General features: G+C 52.3%; 17 protein-coding genes. 12 read left to right on the plus strand and 5 right to left on the minus strand.

Annotated features, from left to right (window positions below; genetic code table 11):
* Nucleotides 1–258 precede the first annotated feature (258 nt).
* The 8 genes from ilvD (at nucleotide 259) to LK536_RS41655 (ending at nucleotide 9,372) form a co-directional block, all read left to right on the plus strand.
* A complete protein-coding gene (gene ilvD / locus LK536_RS41620) occupies nucleotides 259–1,980 on the plus strand; it encodes a dihydroxy-acid dehydratase (protein WP_227794496.1) in 1,722 nt (573 codons plus the stop codon).
* A 170-nt stretch (nucleotides 1,981–2,150) separates the two neighbouring features.
* Nucleotides 2,151–2,702 carry a helix-turn-helix domain-containing protein gene (locus LK536_RS41625; protein ID WP_008724221.1) on the plus strand — a complete coding sequence of 184 codons (552 nt, stop codon included), beginning with the start codon at nucleotides 2,151–2,153 and terminating at the stop codon, nucleotides 2,700–2,702.
* Between the two features lie 205 nt (nucleotides 2,703–2,907).
* The gene (locus LK536_RS41630; protein WP_008724223.1) at nucleotides 2,908–4,359 is read left to right on the plus strand and encodes a Na+/H+ antiporter NhaC family protein; all 1,452 of its coding nucleotides are present in this window, start codon (nucleotides 2,908–2,910) and stop codon (nucleotides 4,357–4,359) included.
* 88 nt (nucleotides 4,360–4,447) lie between these two features.
* Nucleotides 4,448–5,212, plus strand: a complete 765-nt coding sequence (locus LK536_RS41635) for an alpha/beta hydrolase (RefSeq protein ID WP_008724224.1) — start codon at nucleotides 4,448–4,450, stop codon at nucleotides 5,210–5,212.
* Between the two features lie 53 nt (nucleotides 5,213–5,265).
* A complete protein-coding gene (gene dsdA, locus LK536_RS41640; RefSeq protein WP_331471973.1) occupies nucleotides 5,266–6,654 on the plus strand; it encodes a D-serine ammonia-lyase in 1,389 nt (462 codons plus the stop codon).
* A 69-nt stretch (nucleotides 6,655–6,723) separates the two neighbouring features.
* A complete protein-coding gene (locus LK536_RS41645) occupies nucleotides 6,724–7,998 on the plus strand; it encodes a CCA tRNA nucleotidyltransferase (RefSeq protein WP_227794495.1) in 1,275 nt (424 codons plus the stop codon).
* A 161-nt stretch (nucleotides 7,999–8,159) separates the two neighbouring features.
* Nucleotides 8,160–8,528, plus strand: a complete 369-nt coding sequence (locus LK536_RS41650; RefSeq protein ID WP_008724229.1) for a RidA family protein — start codon at nucleotides 8,160–8,162, stop codon at nucleotides 8,526–8,528.
* Nucleotides 8,529–8,652: 124 nt separating this feature from the next.
* Nucleotides 8,653–9,372 carry a SanA/YdcF family protein gene (locus tag LK536_RS41655; protein ID WP_227794494.1) on the plus strand — a complete coding sequence of 240 codons (720 nt, stop codon included), beginning with the start codon at nucleotides 8,653–8,655 and terminating at the stop codon, nucleotides 9,370–9,372.
* 60 nt (nucleotides 9,373–9,432) lie between these two features.
* Here the strand turns inward: LK536_RS41655 and LK536_RS41660 are convergent, their stop codons facing one another.
* Complete coding sequence (locus LK536_RS41660) at nucleotides 9,433–10,062, minus strand: flavin reductase family protein (protein WP_227794493.1); 630 nt, start codon at nucleotides 10,060–10,062, stop codon at nucleotides 9,433–9,435.
* A gap of 177 nt (nucleotides 10,063–10,239) precedes the next feature.
* Here LK536_RS41660 and LK536_RS41665 point away from each other — a divergent pair, with 177 nt between their 5' ends.
* From LK536_RS41665 to LK536_RS41675, 3 genes are all read left to right on the plus strand, one after another.
* Nucleotides 10,240–11,001, plus strand: a complete 762-nt coding sequence (locus LK536_RS41665) for an arginase family protein (RefSeq protein ID WP_227794492.1) — start codon at nucleotides 10,240–10,242, stop codon at nucleotides 10,999–11,001.
* 248 nt (nucleotides 11,002–11,249) lie between these two features.
* Nucleotides 11,250–11,972: a gamma-glutamyl-gamma-aminobutyrate hydrolase family protein gene (locus tag LK536_RS41670; RefSeq protein ID WP_227794491.1), complete on the plus strand. Its 723-nt coding sequence runs from the start codon at nucleotides 11,250–11,252 to the stop codon at nucleotides 11,970–11,972.
* 1 nt (nucleotide 11,973) lies between these two features.
* Complete coding sequence (locus tag LK536_RS41675; RefSeq protein WP_227794490.1) at nucleotides 11,974–13,302, plus strand: MATE family efflux transporter; 1,329 nt, start codon at nucleotides 11,974–11,976, stop codon at nucleotides 13,300–13,302.
* A 72-nt stretch (nucleotides 13,303–13,374) separates the two neighbouring features.
* On the opposite strand, the gene dcm is transcribed toward LK536_RS41675, so the two are convergent.
* Nucleotides 13,375–14,637, minus strand: a complete 1,263-nt coding sequence (dcm, locus tag LK536_RS41680) for a DNA (cytosine-5-)-methyltransferase (RefSeq protein ID WP_227794489.1) — start codon at nucleotides 14,635–14,637, stop codon at nucleotides 13,375–13,377.
* Between the two features lie 107 nt (nucleotides 14,638–14,744).
* Here dcm and LK536_RS41685 point away from each other — a divergent pair, with 107 nt between their 5' ends.
* Nucleotides 14,745–15,209, plus strand: a complete 465-nt coding sequence (locus LK536_RS41685) for a DNA mismatch endonuclease Vsr (RefSeq protein WP_506092139.1) — start codon at nucleotides 14,745–14,747, stop codon at nucleotides 15,207–15,209.
* On the opposite strand, the gene rpiA is transcribed toward LK536_RS41685, so the two are convergent.
* The 3 genes from rpiA to gnd are packed head-to-tail and all read right to left on the minus strand — an operon-like array spanning nucleotide 15,181 to nucleotide 18,839.
* Nucleotides 15,181–15,969, minus strand: coding sequence for a ribose-5-phosphate isomerase RpiA (gene rpiA, locus LK536_RS41690; protein ID WP_227794488.1), 789 nt, complete (start codon nucleotides 15,967–15,969; stop codon nucleotides 15,181–15,183). The two genes, LK536_RS41685 and rpiA, sit on opposite strands and share 29 nt — an antisense overlap.
* A 46-nt stretch (nucleotides 15,970–16,015) precedes the next feature.
* On the minus strand, nucleotides 16,016–17,419 hold the full coding sequence (zwf, locus tag LK536_RS41695; protein ID WP_025484196.1) for a glucose-6-phosphate dehydrogenase: 1,404 nt from the start codon (nucleotides 17,417–17,419) through the stop codon (nucleotides 16,016–16,018).
* Complete coding sequence (gene gnd / locus LK536_RS41700) at nucleotides 17,409–18,839, minus strand: NADP-dependent phosphogluconate dehydrogenase (RefSeq protein WP_227794487.1); 1,431 nt, start codon at nucleotides 18,837–18,839, stop codon at nucleotides 17,409–17,411. The genes zwf and gnd overlap by 11 nt, the downstream gene beginning before the upstream one ends.
* Nucleotides 18,840–18,870 lie beyond the last annotated feature (31 nt).

Here is an 18,870-nt window from a genome sequence, read left to right on the forward strand (position 1 = left end):
TTTTTTGCAGATGATATAGATAATGGATATTGGATAATTGAATCATAAATAATAGAGATACTCATTGAAGGTATGAAAAGGGAACCCTATAAGGCATTATGGGGTTCTCTTTTTATACCATAAGAAATTATTTTATGGTAAAAGAAGAAAAATACATCTGATGTATTGATAATATTTTGGATAAATGATATAGTTATATCAAAAGTAGTCAGATGTTTAAAGACAATAGATGATAAGACGATTAGGAGGTATTTTATTATGGAACTGAACAGTCAGAGAGTAAGGGGCCTGGCGCCGGAGAATGACCCGTTAAAGATTGGCATGGGATGGAGCGTGGAGGATCTTGACAAGCCGCAGATTATGGTGGAAAGCACCTTTGGCGACAGCCATCCGGGAAGTGCCCATCTGGACCGGTTTGTCAATGAGGCATTGAGGGGGATTGCGGACGCGGGAGGAAAGGGCGCGAGGTATTTTACAACAGATATCTGCGATGGCATAGCCCAGGGCCACGATGGAATCAATTACTCCCTTGTCCACCGGGACATGATTGCCAATATGATAGAGATCCACGGCAATTCAACGGGATTTGACGGCGGCATCTTCATTGCCAGCTGCGATAAGTCCGTGCCCGCCTGTCTCATGGGGCTGGCAAGGCTTGACATGCCCTCCATCGTGGTGACCGGAGGCGTGATGGATGCAGGCCCGGACCTTCTGACACTTGAGCAGATAGGGGCTTATTCCGCCATGTGCCAGAGAGGGGAAATCACAGAAGAAAAGCTTACTTATTATAAACACAATGCATGTCCGTCCTGCGGCGCCTGCTCCTTCATGGGGACAGCCTCCACCATGCAGGTCATGGCTGAATCCCTGGGACTTATGCTTCCCGGTTCCGCGCTGATGCCGGCCACCTGTGAGGATTTAAAAGAAGTGGCCTATAAGGCAGGGCTTCAGGTCATGGAACTGGCAAGGAAGGGCATTAAGGTCAGCGACATCGTTACCATGAAGTCATTTGAGAATGCCATCATGGTCCATGCCGCCATTTCCGGCTCCACGAATTCGCTGCTGCACATACCCGCCATTGCCCATGAGATGGGCCTTGAGCTTGACGGGGATACCTTTGACCGTATGCACAGGGGCGCCCACTATCTTCTGGATATCCGCCCCGCAGGCAAGTGGCCTGCACAGTTCTTCTATTATGCGGGCGGTGTCCCTGCTGTCATGGAGGAAATCAAATCCATGCTCCATCTGGATGTGATGACCGTGACAGGCAGGACTCTGGGCGAGAACCTGGAAGAACTGAAGTCCAACGGTTTCTATGACAAGTGCGAAGGGTATCTGAAAAAGTGGGGGCTTAAAAGGACTGATGTAATCCGTACATTTGAAGAGCCGATTGGAACAGACGGGACCGTGGGTATCTTAAGGGGCAACCTGGCGCCGGAAGGCTCTGTGGTAAAACACTCCGCTGTTCCCAAGGAGATGTTCCAGGCGGTCCTGAAGGCAAAGCCGTTTGACTGTGAGGAGGATGCCATCGAAGCTGTCATATCCAGGAAAGTACAGCCAGGGGATGCGGTATTCATCCGCTATGAGGGACCAAAAGGCTCCGGCATGCCGGAAATGTTCTACACCACGGAAGCCATTTCATCTGACCCTGAACTGGGTAAGAGCATTGCATTGATTACGGACGGCCGTTTTTCCGGCGCCTCCAAGGGACCGGCAATCGGACACGTTTCACCGGAGGCGGCAGAGGGAGGCCCCATTGCCCTGGTGGAGGAAGACGACCTGATTCGGATTGACATACCGGGACGGGTCCTGGAAATCATTGGCGTAAAGGGAAGGGAACTTCCGGCAGAGGAAGTGGAGCGGATTCTTGCAGAGCGCAGAAAAGCATGGAAACCAAAAGAGGCAAAGTATAAAAAGGGAGTGCTTAAGATTTTCTCAGAACATGCGGTGTCACCTATGAAGGGCGGGTATATGGTGTAAAACTGGAAGCGGTCGGGGGCGGAACCGTCAGGCCCTGTGTCAGGCAGACACCTGTCCGTCCCCGTGGAAATGCCTGTTTCTAGGAAAAAACATGGCAGCCTGTTCAGATATATGATATGATTATCCCATACCTACGGTTGAGAAGAAAATATCAGGGAGTTGTTTGCTATATGGAGGACATAAATTTAGGGAAAAAAGTCCAGGATTTCCGGAACAAAAGCGGGATGAGCCTGCGGGAACTGGCAAAAAGGTCCGGACTTACGGCATCCATGTTAAGCCAGATTGAACGGGATCTGGTAAATCCGTCCATCGGAACGCTGAAGGCCATTGCACAGGCCCTGGATGTGCCCATGTTCAAGTTTTTTAAGGATGATGAACCCCAGGTGCAGATGATTGTGAGAAGAGGGGAGAATAAGACAATCGGCCATCCGGATGCGGACCTGGCTTATACGCTTCTGACCCCGGATGTGCGCGGCAGTATTGAATTCTGCATGATGTCCATACCGCCGGGTCTGACTTCGGGCAGGAATCCACAGGAGCATGTGGGGGAGGAAGTGGCCTACGTAGTCCGCGGAAGCGTGGAAATCAATGTTGCAGGTGTATCCTACCAGCTGGAAGAAGGGGACAGCATCCGTATCCCTCCCCAGACAGCACACCAGTGGATGAACCAGGGAGGAACCGTTGTGCAGGTTATATTCGCAATCACTCCCCCAAGCTTTTAACCATATAGGACTATACAGCATGATGTAAAGCTGCGGTTAACAAAGACCGCAGCTTTTTTGTTGCTAATACACACAATGTGGTTAAAAACATGCTAAAATAATAAAAATATAGCTAAACAGTATTTACTTTTTGTAAAGTGTGTATTAATATATAGTTAAGCTGTAATTAACAAATGTTAAACAAAAGCGAAAGGAGCAAACAGGTATGGAAAAGGAAAAGAAGTTGGAGTTTTATGGAGGCAATGGCATGTCGCTGGTACCCTTTGTTGTATTCATTGTGATTACAATCGGGCTGTCATTCATCAATGCGGCAGATCTTAATATGATGATAGCCTCCGGCGTAATCGGATTGATTGTGGGGATGCTTATTGTAAAGGATAAGCCCAGGTACTGGGATATCGTACTGGAGGGGCTGGGGGATAAGATGGCGATGACAGCCGTCCTTATCTGGCTGGTGGTCGGTATCTATGGTTCCATCTTAAAGTCAGGCCATCTGGTAGAAGGACTTGTATGGCTCAGTGTTAAGCTGCATTTATCAGGCGCAGGCTTCTGTGTGGCAACCTTCCTGTTTTCAGCCACCTTTGCCCTGGCAACGGGCGCTGCCTTCGGCACCGTGGCAGCCATGAGCTACATCCTGTATCCGGTCGGTATCCTGATGGGCTGTAACCCGGCTGTCCTTGGCGGGGCCATTATCTCAGGGGCTATTTTCGGAGACAACATAGCGCCTGTGTCCGACACCACCATCGTATCCACCACGGGCCAGACCTATAGGAAGAAGTCAGGCAGCGCTGAAATCGGCGGGGCTGTAAAGGACCGTTCCAAGTATGTGATTGTTACATTTATCATATCCATCGTACTGTATGCCATCTTCGGCGGCGCTAAGAGCGGACAGGGGCTGGATACCAGTGTGGCGGCGTCACTTCTTGCAGAGAACCAGAATCCCGCAGGTCTTCTCATGCTGATTCCCACGGTGATTGTCATCGGGATGGCGGTTATGGGCAACAACCTGTTCGTGACCCTTCCAGTGGGCATCATCATTGCTGTCATTGTGGGCATTGGAGGCGGCCTGTTTGGATTTGCCGACCTGTTCCGCATTGAGAACGGAACCGCCATGGGCGCGCTGCCGGACGGCGTGGCCGGAATGTTAAGCGTGTGTATCCTGCTGATGGTTGTGGTATCCATGGGTTCCCTTCTGATTACCAGCGGTTACATGGAAGAGCTGGTTGAACGTCTCAGCAGGAACATTAAGACCACCAGGGGTGCGGAACTGCTTATCTTCCTGTTCAGCAGCGTGTTCTCCGTGCTGATCAGCGCCATCAACACCATTCCCAACATCTGTGCATCACCGCTGGTTAACGCGGTTGGACAGAAGGCCAAGCTTCATCCGTACCGCAGGGCCAATTTCCTGGCAGTGGCATGTGACTCTTTTAATGCGTGTATGCCCTTTGGCGGAAGCGTATTGCTTTTGTTAGGTATCATGAAGACATTGTCAACCACCTATGATTTTGTGGAGGTGCTGTCACCCAACGCGTTCCTGTTTACCTGCTTCTATCCATGTATCCTGTGGTTTGTGATGCTGTTTGCCGTCCTGGTGGGCTGGGGCCGTATCTACGAAGGGGAGAACGGAGAGCCTGTAAAGGAGGAGCCGGAGGACTGACGGACAGATAAAGGAAGAACCAAAGGACTGACGGACAGATAAAGAAAGAGCCAAAGAACTGGCAGAGGAATAAAGGAGGAAGCTGAACGTGATTGAGGCATTTACATTAAAGAGCAGGGGAAAGGATATGGTCTGCCTGCTGGAGTACGCTGACCCGTCTGTGCGCGGGAAAAAAGTAATACTCTACAAACATGGCTTTTTTGGAAACAAAATAACCCCCCACCGCATCATGGTGGCTGCAAGCCACAGACTCCAGCAGGAGGGATATACCATCTGCCGTTTTGACTGCGTGGGAGCAGGGGACAGCGAGGGCGACAGCCATTATACAACCATTTATGGGGAGATTGAAGACACAAAGGTGGTGCTGCACTGGATTGAGGAACAGCTGAAACCGGAGAAGTTCATGATTCTGGGTTACAGTATGGGCGCCATTGTCACATCGGTGCTGTGCGGCGAGGTGCCTCTTGAAGGCATCCTGCTGTGGAGCCCGTGCAGTGAGCCGTACAGCAACTTCCGCCATCTGCTGGGCCAGGAGATATTTGAAGAGGGGCTTCGGGGAAATGACGTGGATTTCATGGGCGACCTGGTTCCTCATGAGTTCTTCGTGGGACTGGATGCGCCGGAGATTGACCCCTTAGCAGCCATCAGGGACTTTAGGAAACCGCTGAGGCTGATACAGGGCGATGGGGATAAGGATGTGCCGGTATATAATTCAGGAAGATATGAAGAAACCGTTCCCGGCGCAATACGCCATGTAGTCCCTGGGGCCACCCATGGATACGACAAGGTTTCATGGCAGGAGGAACTGCTTGAGTATACGATGAGATATGTAAAAGACATAATGGAAGATTAAAAAGAATGAAAAGGCCCGGCCCTGCGGTATATCCTTCCGCGGGGCGGTCCTGTATGCGGAAAGGACGGAGTATTGACATGATAGAGAATGTGCAGGAGCTAAAGGAAGCATATCCTTTGATGAAAGAGATGGAAGCCGGCAAAGAGGTTATATGGATGAATCCCGGTCTCTCGGACTTGAAAACAGCCATGGAGGGCGTAACACTTTCCATGGATGATATAGATGACGCTGAAAACAGATGGGCGCGTTTTGCGCCGTTTATCAGGAAAATGTTTCCGGAAACAGAAGCAGCGGGCGGCCTGATTGAGTCGCCCCTGCGCCGGATTGACAGGATGAAGGACTGCCTCAACCGCAAGTGGGGGGCAGGGCTTGAAGGGAGTCTCATGCTTAAGATGGACAGCAATCTGGCAGTGGCGGGTTCCGTCAAGGCGCGGGGCGGCATCTATGAGATACTGAAGCATTCAGAGGACCTGGCGCTGGAACATGGCATGATAACGGTGGATGATGACTATGAAAAGTTTGCCCTTCCCCAATTCAGGGAGTTCTTTGGGAAACACTCCATCCATGTAGGCTCCACCGGGAACCTGGGATTATCCATCGGCATCATCAGCGCTGCCCTTGGCTATGATGTGACGGTACATATGTCCATGGATGCAAAGCAGTGGAAAAAGAATCTGCTGCGCCAGAAAGGTGTCCATGTGATGGAATATGCCTCTGACTACAGCGAAGCGGTGAAAAATGGAAGGAAGCTGGCAGAGGAAGACCCCATGAGCTACTTTGTGGACGATGAAAATTCGGTTAACCTGTTCCTGGGATATTCCGTTGCAGCCAAACGCCTGAAGGTACAGCTTGCTGACGCAGGGGTGGCCGTGGATGAGGAACATCCCCTGTTTGTCCATATCCCCTGCGGTGTGGGGGGCGCGCCCGGAGGCGTGGCATTTGGCTTAAAACAGGTGTTTGGCGATTCTGTGTACTGCTTTTTCCAGGAACCGGTACAGGCGCCCTGCATGCTGCTGGGAGTGATGACCGGGCTTCATAATGACATCTGCGTGCAGGATATCGGCCTTTCCGGCCTGACCGCCGCAGACGGCCTGGCTGTGGGACGCCCGTCCAAGTTTGTGGGAAAGACAGTGGCGCGGATGCTGGCAGGGGAATTTACCATTGAAGATGACAACCTTTACCGCTTTATGGGGGATTTGATGGACGAGGAAGGGATTTTTATAGAGCCAAGCTCCTGCGCATCCTTTGCAGGGCCTGCAAGGCTGTGTTCCTCGCCGGAGGGCAGGGCGTTCCTGAAGCATTTTGATCTGGACCGGAACATGGGGAACGCCACCCATATTGCCTGGGCCACCGGAGGGAACCTGGTGCCGGAAGAGGTGCGCAGGCAGTATTATGGGAAGAGCAGGGAACTGGGGCTGGAAAATGCAGCAAAAAGCTGTTAAAATAGAGCACATGGAAAGTTTAGCGCTTTGTCCATAGTACTATAAACCGGAAAAGGATGCTGTCACACAATGGAAATTAAGATTCCCGCTCCCGCAGAGGAGATTCTGACAAAACTGAATGATAATGGATACGAGGCATATGTGGTTGGAGGCTGTGTCAGGGATATGATCCTTGGCCGGGAGCCGGGGGACTGGGATATCACCACCAGCGCCCTGCCGGAGCAGGTGAAGCAGGTATTCCGCCGTACCGTTGATACGGGAATCCAGCATGGCACGGTGACGGTCATGATGGGGGATGAAGGATATGAAGTGACCACCTACCGGATTGACGGGGAATATGCAGATGGACGCCACCCCGACAGCGTGACCTTCACCCCCAGCCTGACGGAAGATCTGAAACGCCGGGATTTTACCATTAACGCCATGGCTTATAATGGGAATACTGGTTTGGTGGATGAGTTTGGAGGTATGGATGACCTGGACAGGGGAATCATACGTTGTGTGGGGGAACCCATGGACCGGTTCAGCGAGGATGCCCTGAGGATCCTGAGGGCAATCCGTTTCTCGGCCCAGCTGGGATTTACCATTGAAGGGCGCACATATGAGGCCATCCGCGCCATTGCCCCGAATATGGTACATGTGAGCAAGGAGCGCATCCAGGTGGAGCTGACCAAGCTTCTGTTAAGCCCCAACCCCGGGCATATTAACATGGTGTATGAGACAGGCATCAGCCCTTACGTATCGGAAACCTTCCATAAGGTGTACTGCCGGGAGGACGACGGGGGTTTGGATGAGGGGAAGCAGGTGGAACGTGATGATGGGAAAATGTTTTTTGCCATACCGGCCATACCGGCCCAGGTTCCGCCTGTCAGGCATATGCGCTGGGCTGCATTTTTAAGGAAGTGTCCGCCGGATGAGGCGGTGAGGATCCTTAAGGATTTAAAACTGGATAATGATACAATCAACCGGGTGAGGACGCTGGTATCATGGCAGGATTATAGGCTGGGGCCGGACAAGTATTCCATCCGCACCGCCATGAGCCGGATGGAACCGGATCTGTTCGATGATCTGCTGGATTTCAGGATGTGCCTGGCGCAGATTGAATCGGAAGGAAATAAGACGTGCCAGGAGCATTTAGCGCATACGGCAATGCTTGTGGATGAAATCCGGCGGGACGGGGACTGCATCAGCCTGAAAACCCTGGCAGTGGGCGGCAATGACATCATAAAGGCAGGCGTAAAACCTGGCAAAGAGGTGGGGCTGGCCCTGGCGCGGTTTTTGGAGATGGTGCTTGAGGAGCCGGGGCGCAATACAAAGGAATACCTGCTCCAACATCTTGTATAAAATTCCATACCCGGTCCAGATATGGGGATTATCTATTGCAACATTTTCAATAATTAGATATAATGATTCTGGGGTTCGCGTAATCGCGGAGAATGAAAAATAATATTATGGGGAATATATGAAAGTACGGGCATTTCCCCTAAACTGAAGGAGGATTTAAAATGAACGTAATCAGTACAGAAAAAGCACCAGGCGCAATTGGACCATATTCCCAGGGATTTGAAGTAAACGGAGTAGTATACACATCCGGACAGATTCCTGTAAACCCAGCGGACGGCAATGTTCCGGAAGGAATCGCAGCACAGGCTGAGCAGAGCTGCAAGAATGTGGGCGCTATCCTGGAAGCAGCAGGCAGCGGCTATGACAAGGTATTTAAGACCACCTGCTTCCTGGCAGACATGGGTGACTTTGCCACATTTAACGAAGTGTATGCCAAGTATTTCACTTCCAAGCCAGCCAGAAGCTGTGTTGCAGTCAAGACCCTTCCAAAGGGCGTGCTGTGTGAAATCGAAGCAATCGCTGTTAAATAAGGGATGAACTGACAGATCCATAAAGCCGCATTTTCCTGTAGTCATGCACGGGAAGTGCGGCTTTGTTCATATTAAGAAGAGGAACTGGTAAACTGACATGACGGCTGATAAGGAGGCTTGCGGTATGAAGAAAAAGAAGATTGTGGGAAAAGCAGTCAGGGTTTTTCTGGTTTTGGCGCTGGCAGGATGCCTGGTCCTGTTCCTGGTGAACCTTTATATCATCAGGAAAGAGGAAAAATACATTGTATCCGCGGAGGAAGCCCAGGCCTTTGAGGACGTGGACTGCATCATGGTGCTGGGCTGCGGCGTCAGGCCGGACGGCAGTCCCTCAGGGATGCTGAATGACCGTCTGGTCCAGGGAATCAGTCTTTATAAGGAGGATGTCTCTGACCGGCTCCTCATGAGTGGTGACCATGGCAAGGTGAATTATGATGAAGTGAACCTGATGAAGCAGTTTGCCATTGACAGGGGAGTGCCCTCCGAGAACATTTTCATGGACCATGCAGGCTTTTCCACCTATGAGAGCATGTACCGGGCCAGGGACATTTTCCAGGTGAAGAAAATTGTGATCGTGACCCAGCGCTACCATATGTACCGCGCCCTTTATGTGGCCCAGGCCATGGGCATGGAGGCATATGGCGTGGCCTCGGACCCCAGGACCTACGGCGGTCAGAAGATGCGGGACCTGCGGGAGCTGCTGGCCCGCCCCAAGGACATGCTCTATACCGTCGTGATGCCCAAGCCCACTTATCTTGGGGATGCGATTCCTGTAAGCGGTGATGGCAATGTGACCAATGACAGGGAGGAGAACCGGGGGAAGAATGCTTCGGAATCCGGGAAGTAAGGACATTAAAAAGGTGCCCGGCCATGATGAAGGCCGGACACGGGATGGAAGGGGCATGGATTAAAGCTTTACAAAGTAGCTGGCATCCTTGCCGCACACGGGACAGATGAAATCATCGGGCAGGGTATCGGATTCCAGGATGTAGCCGCATACGCTGCACCGGTAACCCACGGTCCTGCCTGCATTTTCCTGGTAGGAAGGCGCGTTTGGCGGTGTGGACCCGTTTTTCTTTACATGGTAATCGGAATAGGTGAGGCCGGGAGTCTTCTCATCCATGACTTCTGCTTCCTCTACCTCGCCGATTATGATCACATGGGTTCCCACATCCAGGGTGGAGATGACCCGGCAGGCAAAACGGGCGCAGACGCCCTGGGTGGGATATGGGTTATGAAGGCCGTCACGTCCCTGGGGCAGGCCGTCGTACTTGTTCACATCCCTGCCGCTCTGGAAACCGAACCGCTTAATCAGGTCCATTTCCACATCATCTGATAAGACCACCCCGGAAAATGTGCCGGATGTCTCAATCAGTTTTAATGTATGATTGTTCTTGTTCAGTGCAATGGAAAGCCTTGCAGGCGAGGAAGTGACCTGGGCCATGGTGTTGATGACACAGCCGCCGTCCTTTCCGTCCGCGCTGCTGGATACGATGTAGACACCATAGTTTAGTTTGAAAAATGCTTTTGAATCCATAAAATATAACCCTCCTGTTCTCAATGGGATGCGTATTCCTTATTCCATCCGCTATAGTTTGATTTTACCACGTTCCTTTGATAATATGTATTATGAATGTATTGTAGCATATAAATTATATAAAATCAATAATAATTACTATTATTATAAAAAGATTTACATAGGACAGGATTAGAGATGAAGGACAGCAGGATTCTGGTTATCATGAATTTTTCCGGCGTGTACGAAGCGGAAGGGTTCTATAAAGATTATGGACATGTGTGGGTGGACTGTAAGGAGATTGAGGGCACCAACTGCTACTGTGATGAGGAAGGGGAAAATGCAATCAGGGAAGCAATCAGGGAATTGGGGCCGGAGGGAATCCATTTCCTGGATTCCGGGAACTACCATTATGTAAGCAAGATATGGATGGAGAAGATAGAGGAGGAGTTTGAACTGCTGGTGCTGGACCATCATACGGACATGCAGCCCCCCATGTTCGGGGATATCCTGTCCTGCGGCAGCTGGATTAAGGACGCCCTGGACAGTAATCCCGCAATCCGGCATGTGTGGCTGGCAGGGCCTTCGGCAGACGCCGCGGATGAGATCCGGGCGGGGGAGTATGGGGGACGGGTTACGTGTGTGCCGGAAGAACTGACAGGGGACGGGGATGGCTGGCGGGAACGGCTGGGGGATTCCGGCCTTCCCCTGTACATTTCCGTGGACAAGGACATGCTGGGACCGGATCATGCCAGGACCAACTGGGACCAGGGCAGCGGGGACCTTCAGGCAGTGCTGGCCTGTATGGATGCGGCTGCTTCCTGCAGGCGCGTGATTGGAGTGGATGTGTGCGGGGAAAATCCTGAGGGAATGGAACGGGAAGAGGATGGCGCCGGGGATTGTTCCATCAATGACAGGACCAACGGGGTACTGGTGCATCGCTTATTCAACAAATATTAGCAAGGATTCTCCCATCCTCTAAGGTGGCGAGATGAATTGCCAAAAACAAACTTAACGGCAGTGGTGGGCGGAGAGTAATCGGTATCCCCCACTGCCATGAGGTCAACCACGCATCTACGTAGGATGCAGTCGCACTTCGACAATATACCGAGCGTGGATTGAAACAATCTACCATTTTATGGGAAATTGTGATATAGTGTCATAAAACAGTGTGGGGACACACCGGATATGAAAGCGAGGGCATATGTATGAAACCAGTAATCGGGGTCATGCCTCTGTTTGATGAGGAAAAAGACAGCATCTGGATGGTGCCGGGATATATGGAAGGAATACGCAGGGCGGGAGGAATCCCTCTCATGGTCCCGCTCTGGTGCGAAGGGGAGGATTTGGGGCAGATAAATGATATCTGCGCCGGGTACCTGTTTACAGGGGGCCACGATGTGGACCCGCACCTGTATGGGGAGGAACCGGACGCGCTTTGCGGCCGGATAAACAAAGCCAGGGATGAACTGGAAAAACGGGTATTTGACATGGCATGGGAGACGGATAAGGCCGTATTCGGCATCTGCCGGGGACTGCAGATCATGAATGTGTTCCTGGGCGGTACCCTGTACCAGGACCTGCCCACCCAATACGTGTGTGCCCGTGCCGGGAATGCAGGCATGGTTGACCATCATATGTGCGCGCCCTATGACAGGGCATGCCACCAGGTGGATATCCTCCCGGACACACCCCTGCGCCGGGTCCTTGGCAGGACGGAGATGGGGGTCAACAGCTATCACCATCAGGGAATCAAGGCGCTGGCCCCGGGGCTTAGGGCAATGGCAGCGGCGGAGGACGGGCTGGTTGAAGGCGTCTATGCGCCGGATAAAAGATTCATACAGGCAGTCCAGTGGCATCCGGAGTTCATGGGGGCCGGGGACACGGACGCCGCTAAAATATTCGAAGGGTTCATAAAAGGGTGCAGTTAAGATGCAGAGGGATTTGACACAGGGAAGTATAACAGGAACCATGCTGAGGTTCGCATTGCCCATGATCCTGGGCAATCTGCTGCAGCAGTTTTACAATATAGCGGATACCCTGATCGTGGGGAGGTATCTGGGGGCCAATGCCCTGGCCGCGGTGGGCGCCGCCTATGCGCTGATGTCATTTCTCACATCCATCCTTCTGGGGCTGTGCATGGGGAGCGGAGCCGTGTTCTCGCTCCGGTACGGTGAGAAGAATGAAAAGGTGCTGAAGAAAAGCATATTCGTATCCTTTGTGATGATTGCGGCAGTGGCGCTGGCGGTCAATGGAGTGGTATTCCTGTTCATCGACCCCATCATGGGCCTGCTGTGCGTGCCGGCTGAGATATACTCCATGATGAGGGAATATCTGTGGATGATATTCTGGGGAATCATCGCTGTTTTCCTCTACAACTTTTTTGCCTCGCTGCTGCGCTCCGTGGGCAATTCCTTTGTGCCCTTGCTGTTCCTGGGGATTGCCGCTGTCTTAAACGTGGTTCTGGACCTGGTCTTTGTGCTGGTGCTCCACTGGGGCGTTGCCGGGGCGGCCGGGGCAACCGTCATTGCCCAGTATGTATCGGGAATCGGAATTGCCGTCTATACATATGTGAAAATGCCGGAGTTCCGGGTGGCAGGAAGCGATATGGGAATGGACAGGGACGTGCTTCGGGAAATATCCCAGTTCTCAGTCCTGACCTGTGCCCAGCAGTCGGTCATGAACTTCGGCATCCTGATGGTCCAGGGCCTGGTGAACAGCTTTGGCACCGTGGTCATGGCTGCATTTGCGGCCGCGGTGAAGATTGATTCCTTTGCATATATGCCGGTGCAGGATTTTGGCAATGCGTTTTCCACCTTCATTGCACAGAATTACGGCGCAGGGAAAAAGGACAGGATCAGGGCAGGGATTAAAAGCGCGGTCATGGTTTCCGTTGCATTCTGTATCGTGATATCCCTGGTGGTATGGATATTTGCAGAAAAACTGATGCTCATATTTGTACAGCCCCAGGAGACCGGCATACTGGCAGTGGGCGTACAGTATCTGCGGATAGAGGGCGCCTTTTACTGCGGAATCGGATGCCTGTTCCTGCTGTACGGACTGTACAGGGCTGTGAGGAAGCCTGGGATGTCGGTGGTGCTCACCGTGATTTCACTGGGAACCAGGGTGGCGCTGGCCTATGTGCTTTCTGCCATTCCGGCCATCGGCGTGGCCGGGATTTGGGCCGCGGTGCCCATTGGATGGGTGCTGGCGGACCTGGTTGGATTTCTGTATTATAGAAAGGTCCGGCGGGAGATGTAGGATAAGCATGGGCCGGCGGGACATGGTTCAGACAAATAAAACATGGCGGGATATAAGACAAAGAGGCGGAATCTATGGTTCCGCCTCTATGATTTTGTTTAACACGGTACCCATCCGTTCAATCATGGGAACCACCAGGGCATTGCCCATACAGAAATACCGGAACTTTTCCGGCATGCCGGTATTGGTCCATTCATCATCAAACCCCTGCAGCCGTTCGGCTTCAACCGGGGTAAGCAGCCGCAGCCTTCCGGTCACCGGATCGGCTATGACATGTGTGCTGCGGTTTAAGGATGACTCAGAGGTCAGCATGGTGCGTGAAGGCCGGTCAAGGGGGTCCGGGAATGCAATGGGGCCTTCAGAGAATACATAGGCATGCCCGGATTTGGAGACCCGGTCGATTCTCTTGGCGCCTTTTAAGTACACCCATTTCCCCATGGACTCATCACTGATATAGTAACGCTGGTCCGCATCCTGTACCGCAATCTGCCTTAGCGGGGTGGGCGGCTCATGAACCGGGACCGTGCTGCAGGTATGGATGATTCCGTTCATCATGAAACCTGAGTTTTCAAAGGGAAATGCAAACTGCCGGGATATGTCCAGCAGGTCATTGTTGCCGTCCTCATCGCCTGTGGTCAAAAGGGTCTGGGGATTCACATTGCTTAAATCATGGAAGGGAATACGTTCCGTCCTAAGGCTTCCGTCTATGGTGCAGGGAAATGCATGTGCGAAGAATCCGTCTTGCAGCAACAGGTCCTCAGCCGTGCAAAGCCCCATGGCTGCCCCATGGCGCGTCCTGTTATTGCATGCAAATATGAAGATTCGTCTGCGCCTTTGGGCAGCGCCGTAATCCGCCGCATTGACAACCCTCCACTCAACGCTGTATCCTAACTGTGCAAAGCAGGTCAGCATGACGCCGAAATCCCGGCCCCGCTGGGAGGCAGGACTCTTTAAAAGACGGTCAACATTCTCAAGCAGTACAAAGGGAGGACGCTTTGCAATCAGCGTATCCCTGATGGACCACCATAACGCCCCCTTTTCCCCCTCGATGCCCTTGGATGATTTGGATGCGGCCACGCTGTAATTCTGGCAGGGGAAACCGCCCACTAAAAGCGTATGGTCCGGTATGGCTGTCTTATCAACGGATGCAATATCCTGTCCGGTCCTTTCATCTATATCGCCCCAGTGTTTCACATAACAGTCATGTGCCCATTGTTTTTTCCTGCCAGGTTCCCATTGGGAAAACCATACGGTTTCCCACTGAGGGGAGGAGTGCTGCAGCCCCAACCGGAATCCGCCTACTCCGGCAAATAATTCACAGACCGTTTTTTGCATTGTAATTGCTCCTTATCTCGTAATGTTATGATTATAACACATTGCGGGAATTAGATCAAGACAAACTTTTGAAACTCCCTTTTATCTTTCAACCGGTATATGGTACAATGGAACCAAATAGTAAAATGGGTGATGTTATGGATGAAGGTGTGAAGCGGAAACAGCGTCATGATAATATGAGCCACATAAGGGGAAAGGATACGAGCATTGAGATAAAGCTCCGGAAGGCATTGTGGGAAAAGGGATACCGTTACAGGAAGAATTATAAGAAACTGCCCGGCTCCCCGGATATTGCCATCACAAAATACAAGCTGGCCATATTCTGCGACAGCGAGTTTTTCCATGGGAAGGACTGGGATATCCTTAAGCCAAGGCTGTCAAGGGGAAGCAACCCGGATTTCTGGATTAAGAAAATCGAGCGGAATAAGCAGCGGGATGACGAGAACGACAAGAAGCTGCTGTTCTTAGGGTGGACGGTCATACACTTCTGGGGCAAGGACATCCTCAAACGGACCGATGAATGTGTGCGGGTGATTGAAGAGACTATTTTTGACATGAAGATATCTGAATGAGAGGTGAAGGGATACTATGGTTTCCAGAGGATTTTACAATCACCCCGTCCTCTGTCCCAACAATGATTTTTTCACAGATATTTCCAAATATTCCAGTCTCCACCACTCCGGTCAAAGCTTTAAGCCTTCCAGCCATCAGACGGTAGTCCACGCCTTCCTTCCCCTGTAAATCCAGGATATGATTCCCGTTATCGGTAAGAAATGCGCTGGCGCCCGAATCATCCCTGTCCGGGTTATTCCCGTCCAGGCCATCCCCGTTCCGGCGCAGCCTGGATATAAAACCCATGGCCCGTACCTGTTCCTCCACAAATCCCGTTGCAAAGGGCACCACCTCCACTGGCAGCGTAAGTCCGTTCAGCGTTGGAACCAGCTTGCTTTGGTCCATGATCCAGATAACCCGCATGGCTTTTGAGGCAATTACCTTTTCCCTGAACAGCGCGCCGCCACCGCCCTTGATGGAATAGAAGTCCGGGTCAATGGCGTCCACTCCGTCAATGGCAAGGTGGATCTGTTCCGCCTGATGGAGCGGGATAAGGGGGATGCCGTAATGGGCAGCCAGTCCCTCTGTCCTGGCAGAGGTGGCGGCGGCATGGATATGAAGGCCGCCGCGGATGCGTTCGGCCAGTTTATGAATGAGGTAATACACGGTGGAGCCGGTGCCCAATCCCAATACCATATTGTCCTGTATCTCACTGGCAGCTTTTAATGCTGCCAGCTTTTTTTGTTCCTCGGTTCCATGATATCCATTTTCGTTGTTCATCCTGCTTCCTCCATCATCTCGTTAACATCCCGCAATACCCGGTTCCTCACCCCTGATTAAGCCACTGATGTCCGTGCTTTTCCAGCAGCCGGTCAGACGCATCCGGTCCCGGTGTCCCCGGGGTATAGGGGTAAACGGGCAGGGCCTTATGGGAATAAAGCTCCTTCAGGCGGCTGATGTAATTCCAGCAGCGTTCAATCTGGTCCCACTGGGAGAACCAGGAGCGCTCCCCTTCCATGCACGCGGTGATAAGGCGTTCATATGCCTCGGGCGTGTTAAGCTGGTGGACCAGGTTGCAGTTCTGGCAGAAATCCATTTTCGTGGGGATGATATCGTCCGTATCACCGGGGCGCTTAATGTTAAACTGAAGGTATACGCCTTCAGTGGGCTGTATCTTGATAATCAGTACATTGGGTTCTACTCCGGAATAGGGCCTCCGAAAGATGACCGACAGTTCGATTTCCCGTGTCCCGGTCTTTTTTCCTGTACGGATGTAAAATGGCGTTCCCTTCCAGCGTTTATTGTCAATGAAGAGCTGGAGCGCTGCAAATGTCTCGGTCTGGGACCTGGGGTTGACAAGGGGTTCCTTCTGATAGCCCTCATACTGTCCCAACACAAGCATATCCTGGATGGATGCCTCATCTGCCTGGCGCAGGGAGTCAAATACATCCAACTGGGCATCATGGAGGCCCTTTGGGGTCATTTCCTTTGGCTCCTCCATGGCCATGATGGACAGTATCTGAAGCAGGTGGTTCTGGACCATATCCTTAAGGGCGCCGCTGGCATCGTAGTATCCGCCCCTTGTCTCCACGCCCATATCCTCCAGCGCTGAAATCTGCACGGATTCAATATACCGGGAGTTCCAGACATCGGTAAAGATGGGGTTGGCAAACCGGATGGCCTGTATGTTGCGGACCATTTCCTTGCCCAGATAATGGTCAATGCGGTATATCCGTTCCGCACCGAAATGGGCTTCCAGTTCTTTGTTAAGTACGGTGGCGGAAGCCAGGTTTTCGCCAAAGGGCTTTTCCAGGATGACCTTGCCTTCCTCAGACCCGCCCACCATTTTAAGGCCCTTTGTGATGACGCTGAAAAACCGGGGGGCCACTGCAAAGTAAAACAGGTGGGAGCGTATCTCATTCTGCCTGTAGTACCTGTCCAGGGCTTCGTACTCGCCCAGCTCTGAGAAATTCATCCGGTAGTAATATATTTTTTCTGAAAAATGTCCATAGCTTTCTGCCTGGAAGGGAAGCCGGGAGTTTTTCTCCACCCATTCCCTGGCAGCCTGGCGGTAGCTGTCATTATCAAAATCCCTGCGGCCGATAATCACGATCCGGCTGTTTCCGGGCAGCTTCCCGGTGAGGTCCATGGTATACAGGGCGGGGAGGAGCTTACGGAATGTAAGGTCCCCGGTGCCGCCGAATATGGTAAGATTGGTGTCAATTATCATTTGATTTCCTCCATTCATGATGGAATGTGCCTTCCCGGTCCGTCCTTTCATAGGTGTGGGCGCCGAAGCAGTCGCGCTGTGCCTGAATCAGGTTGGCTCCCACGGCCTTTCCGCGGAATTCATCCAGATAGGAGATGGCATTGCAGAGCGCCGGGATGGGCAGCCCGTTCATGACTCCGGTGGATACGGCCTTTCTGAGGCTGTCCTGGTGTTCGTTGATCCTGGACAGGAAGAAACGGTCAAATATAAGGTTTTCAGGTTTCCCGCCATCCCCGGACCCGCTTTCAAACGCCTTGGTGATGTCATTGAGGAACACGGCCTGGATGATGCAGCCGGCCCGGAATATGGATGCAATCCTGCCAAGGTCAAGGTTCCATCCGTACTGTTCAGACGCATCCTGCATCAGTGAGAATCCCTGGGCATAGGCAATGATTTTCCCTGTATACAGGGCCTCCCTGACCATGGCGGCAAATTGTTCCTTATCCGTGACCGGGTTGAACGCAGGGGCGTTAACCAGCCCGGAAGCCTTTTTCCTGGCCTCCAGATGATTGGACATAATCCGGGCGCTGCATGCGGAAGTAATCATGGAAATGTCCACGCCCTGCTTCAGTGCTTCTATGCTGGCCCATCTTCCGGTGCCTTTCTGTTTGGCGCTGTCCAGTATATAGTCAATCAGTTCCCCGTCCGTCAGGTCATCTGCTTCACGGAATATATCAGCCGTAATGCCAATCAGGTAGCTGTGCAGTTCCCCCTGGTTCCAGGAATGGAAGATGTCGGCCAGTTCCCTGTTGGAAAATCCTCCCACGTATTTTAAGAGAAGATAGGACTCGGCAATCAGCTGCATGTCGGCGTATTCAATGCCGTTGTGGACCATTTTCACATAATGTCCCGCACCCTCGGGGCCGATATAGGTGCAGCACGGCTCATCCATTGCTTTGGCGGCAATGGCCTTAAGGATGGGGCGTACCGACTCATAGGCATCCCGGTTGCCCCCCGGCATGATGGACGGGCCGAAGCGGGCGCCTTCCTCCCCGCCGGAAATGCCTACGCCCAGGTAGTGTATACCCTGTTCTTCCAGCATTTTCGCGCGCCTTCTTGTGTCCTCGTAGAAGGAATTGCCGCCGTCCAGGATGATATCCCCCTGCCCTAAAAGGGGAATCAGCTGTTCAATCACCGCGTCCACGGGTTTTCCGGCCTGTATCATCAGCATGACCTTCCTGGGCCGGGAGAGGGATGCAATCAGTTGGCCCAGGTCATGGAATGGAATCAGGTTCTGGTGGGGATGTTCCCTCATCACCTGGTCGGTGACCGACGCGCTGCGGTTGTAACCTCCTACTTTAAATCCATGGTCCGCCATATTAAGGGCAAGGCTGCGTCCCATGACGGACAGGCCCACGATTCCTATATCAAGTTTTGTCATAGTATTAAATCCTCCTTGTTCAATGTCTGGT

The sequence above is a fragment of the Clostridium pacaense genome (genome assembly GCF_020709765.2).
GTDB lineage: Bacteria > Bacillota > Clostridia > Lachnospirales > Lachnospiraceae > Enterocloster > Enterocloster hominis.

What these genes read in the sequence shown, in the direction of transcription:
- LK536_RS41670 (WP_227794491.1), top strand. Translation starts at nt 11,250, where the DNA reads ATGAAACCAGTAATCGGGGTCATGCCTCTGTTTGATGAGGAAAAAGAC.
- rpiA (WP_227794488.1), bottom strand. Translation starts at nt 15,969, where the DNA reads ATGAACAACGAAAATGGATATCATGGAACCGAGGAACAAAAAAAGCTG.
- LK536_RS41685 (WP_506092139.1), top strand. Translation starts at nt 14,745, where the DNA reads ATGGAACCAAATAGTAAAATGGGTGATGTTATGGATGAAGGTGTGAAG.
- dsdA (WP_331471973.1), top strand. Translation starts at nt 5,266, where the DNA reads ATGCGGAAAGGACGGAGTATTGACATGATAGAGAATGTGCAGGAGCTA.
- ilvD (WP_227794496.1), top strand. Translation starts at nt 259, where the DNA reads ATGGAACTGAACAGTCAGAGAGTAAGGGGCCTGGCGCCGGAGAATGAC.
- LK536_RS41625 (WP_008724221.1), top strand. Translation starts at nt 2,151, where the DNA reads ATGGAGGACATAAATTTAGGGAAAAAAGTCCAGGATTTCCGGAACAAA.
- zwf (WP_025484196.1), bottom strand. Translation starts at nt 17,419, where the DNA reads ATGATAATTGACACCAATCTTACCATATTCGGCGGCACCGGGGACCTT.
- LK536_RS41630 (WP_008724223.1), top strand. Translation starts at nt 2,908, where the DNA reads ATGGAAAAGGAAAAGAAGTTGGAGTTTTATGGAGGCAATGGCATGTCG.
- gnd (WP_227794487.1), bottom strand. Translation starts at nt 18,839, where the DNA reads ATGACAAAACTTGATATAGGAATCGTGGGCCTGTCCGTCATGGGACGC.
- LK536_RS41660 (WP_227794493.1), bottom strand. Translation starts at nt 10,062, where the DNA reads ATGGATTCAAAAGCATTTTTCAAACTAAACTATGGTGTCTACATCGTA.
- LK536_RS41645 (WP_227794495.1), top strand. Translation starts at nt 6,724, where the DNA reads ATGGAAATTAAGATTCCCGCTCCCGCAGAGGAGATTCTGACAAAACTG.
- dcm (WP_227794489.1), bottom strand. Translation starts at nt 14,637, where the DNA reads ATGCAAAAAACGGTCTGTGAATTATTTGCCGGAGTAGGCGGATTCCGG.
- LK536_RS41665 (WP_227794492.1), top strand. Translation starts at nt 10,240, where the DNA reads ATGAAGGACAGCAGGATTCTGGTTATCATGAATTTTTCCGGCGTGTAC.
- LK536_RS41655 (WP_227794494.1), top strand. Translation starts at nt 8,653, where the DNA reads ATGAAGAAAAAGAAGATTGTGGGAAAAGCAGTCAGGGTTTTTCTGGTT.
- LK536_RS41675 (WP_227794490.1), top strand. Translation starts at nt 11,974, where the DNA reads ATGCAGAGGGATTTGACACAGGGAAGTATAACAGGAACCATGCTGAGG.
- LK536_RS41650 (WP_008724229.1), top strand. Translation starts at nt 8,160, where the DNA reads ATGAACGTAATCAGTACAGAAAAAGCACCAGGCGCAATTGGACCATAT.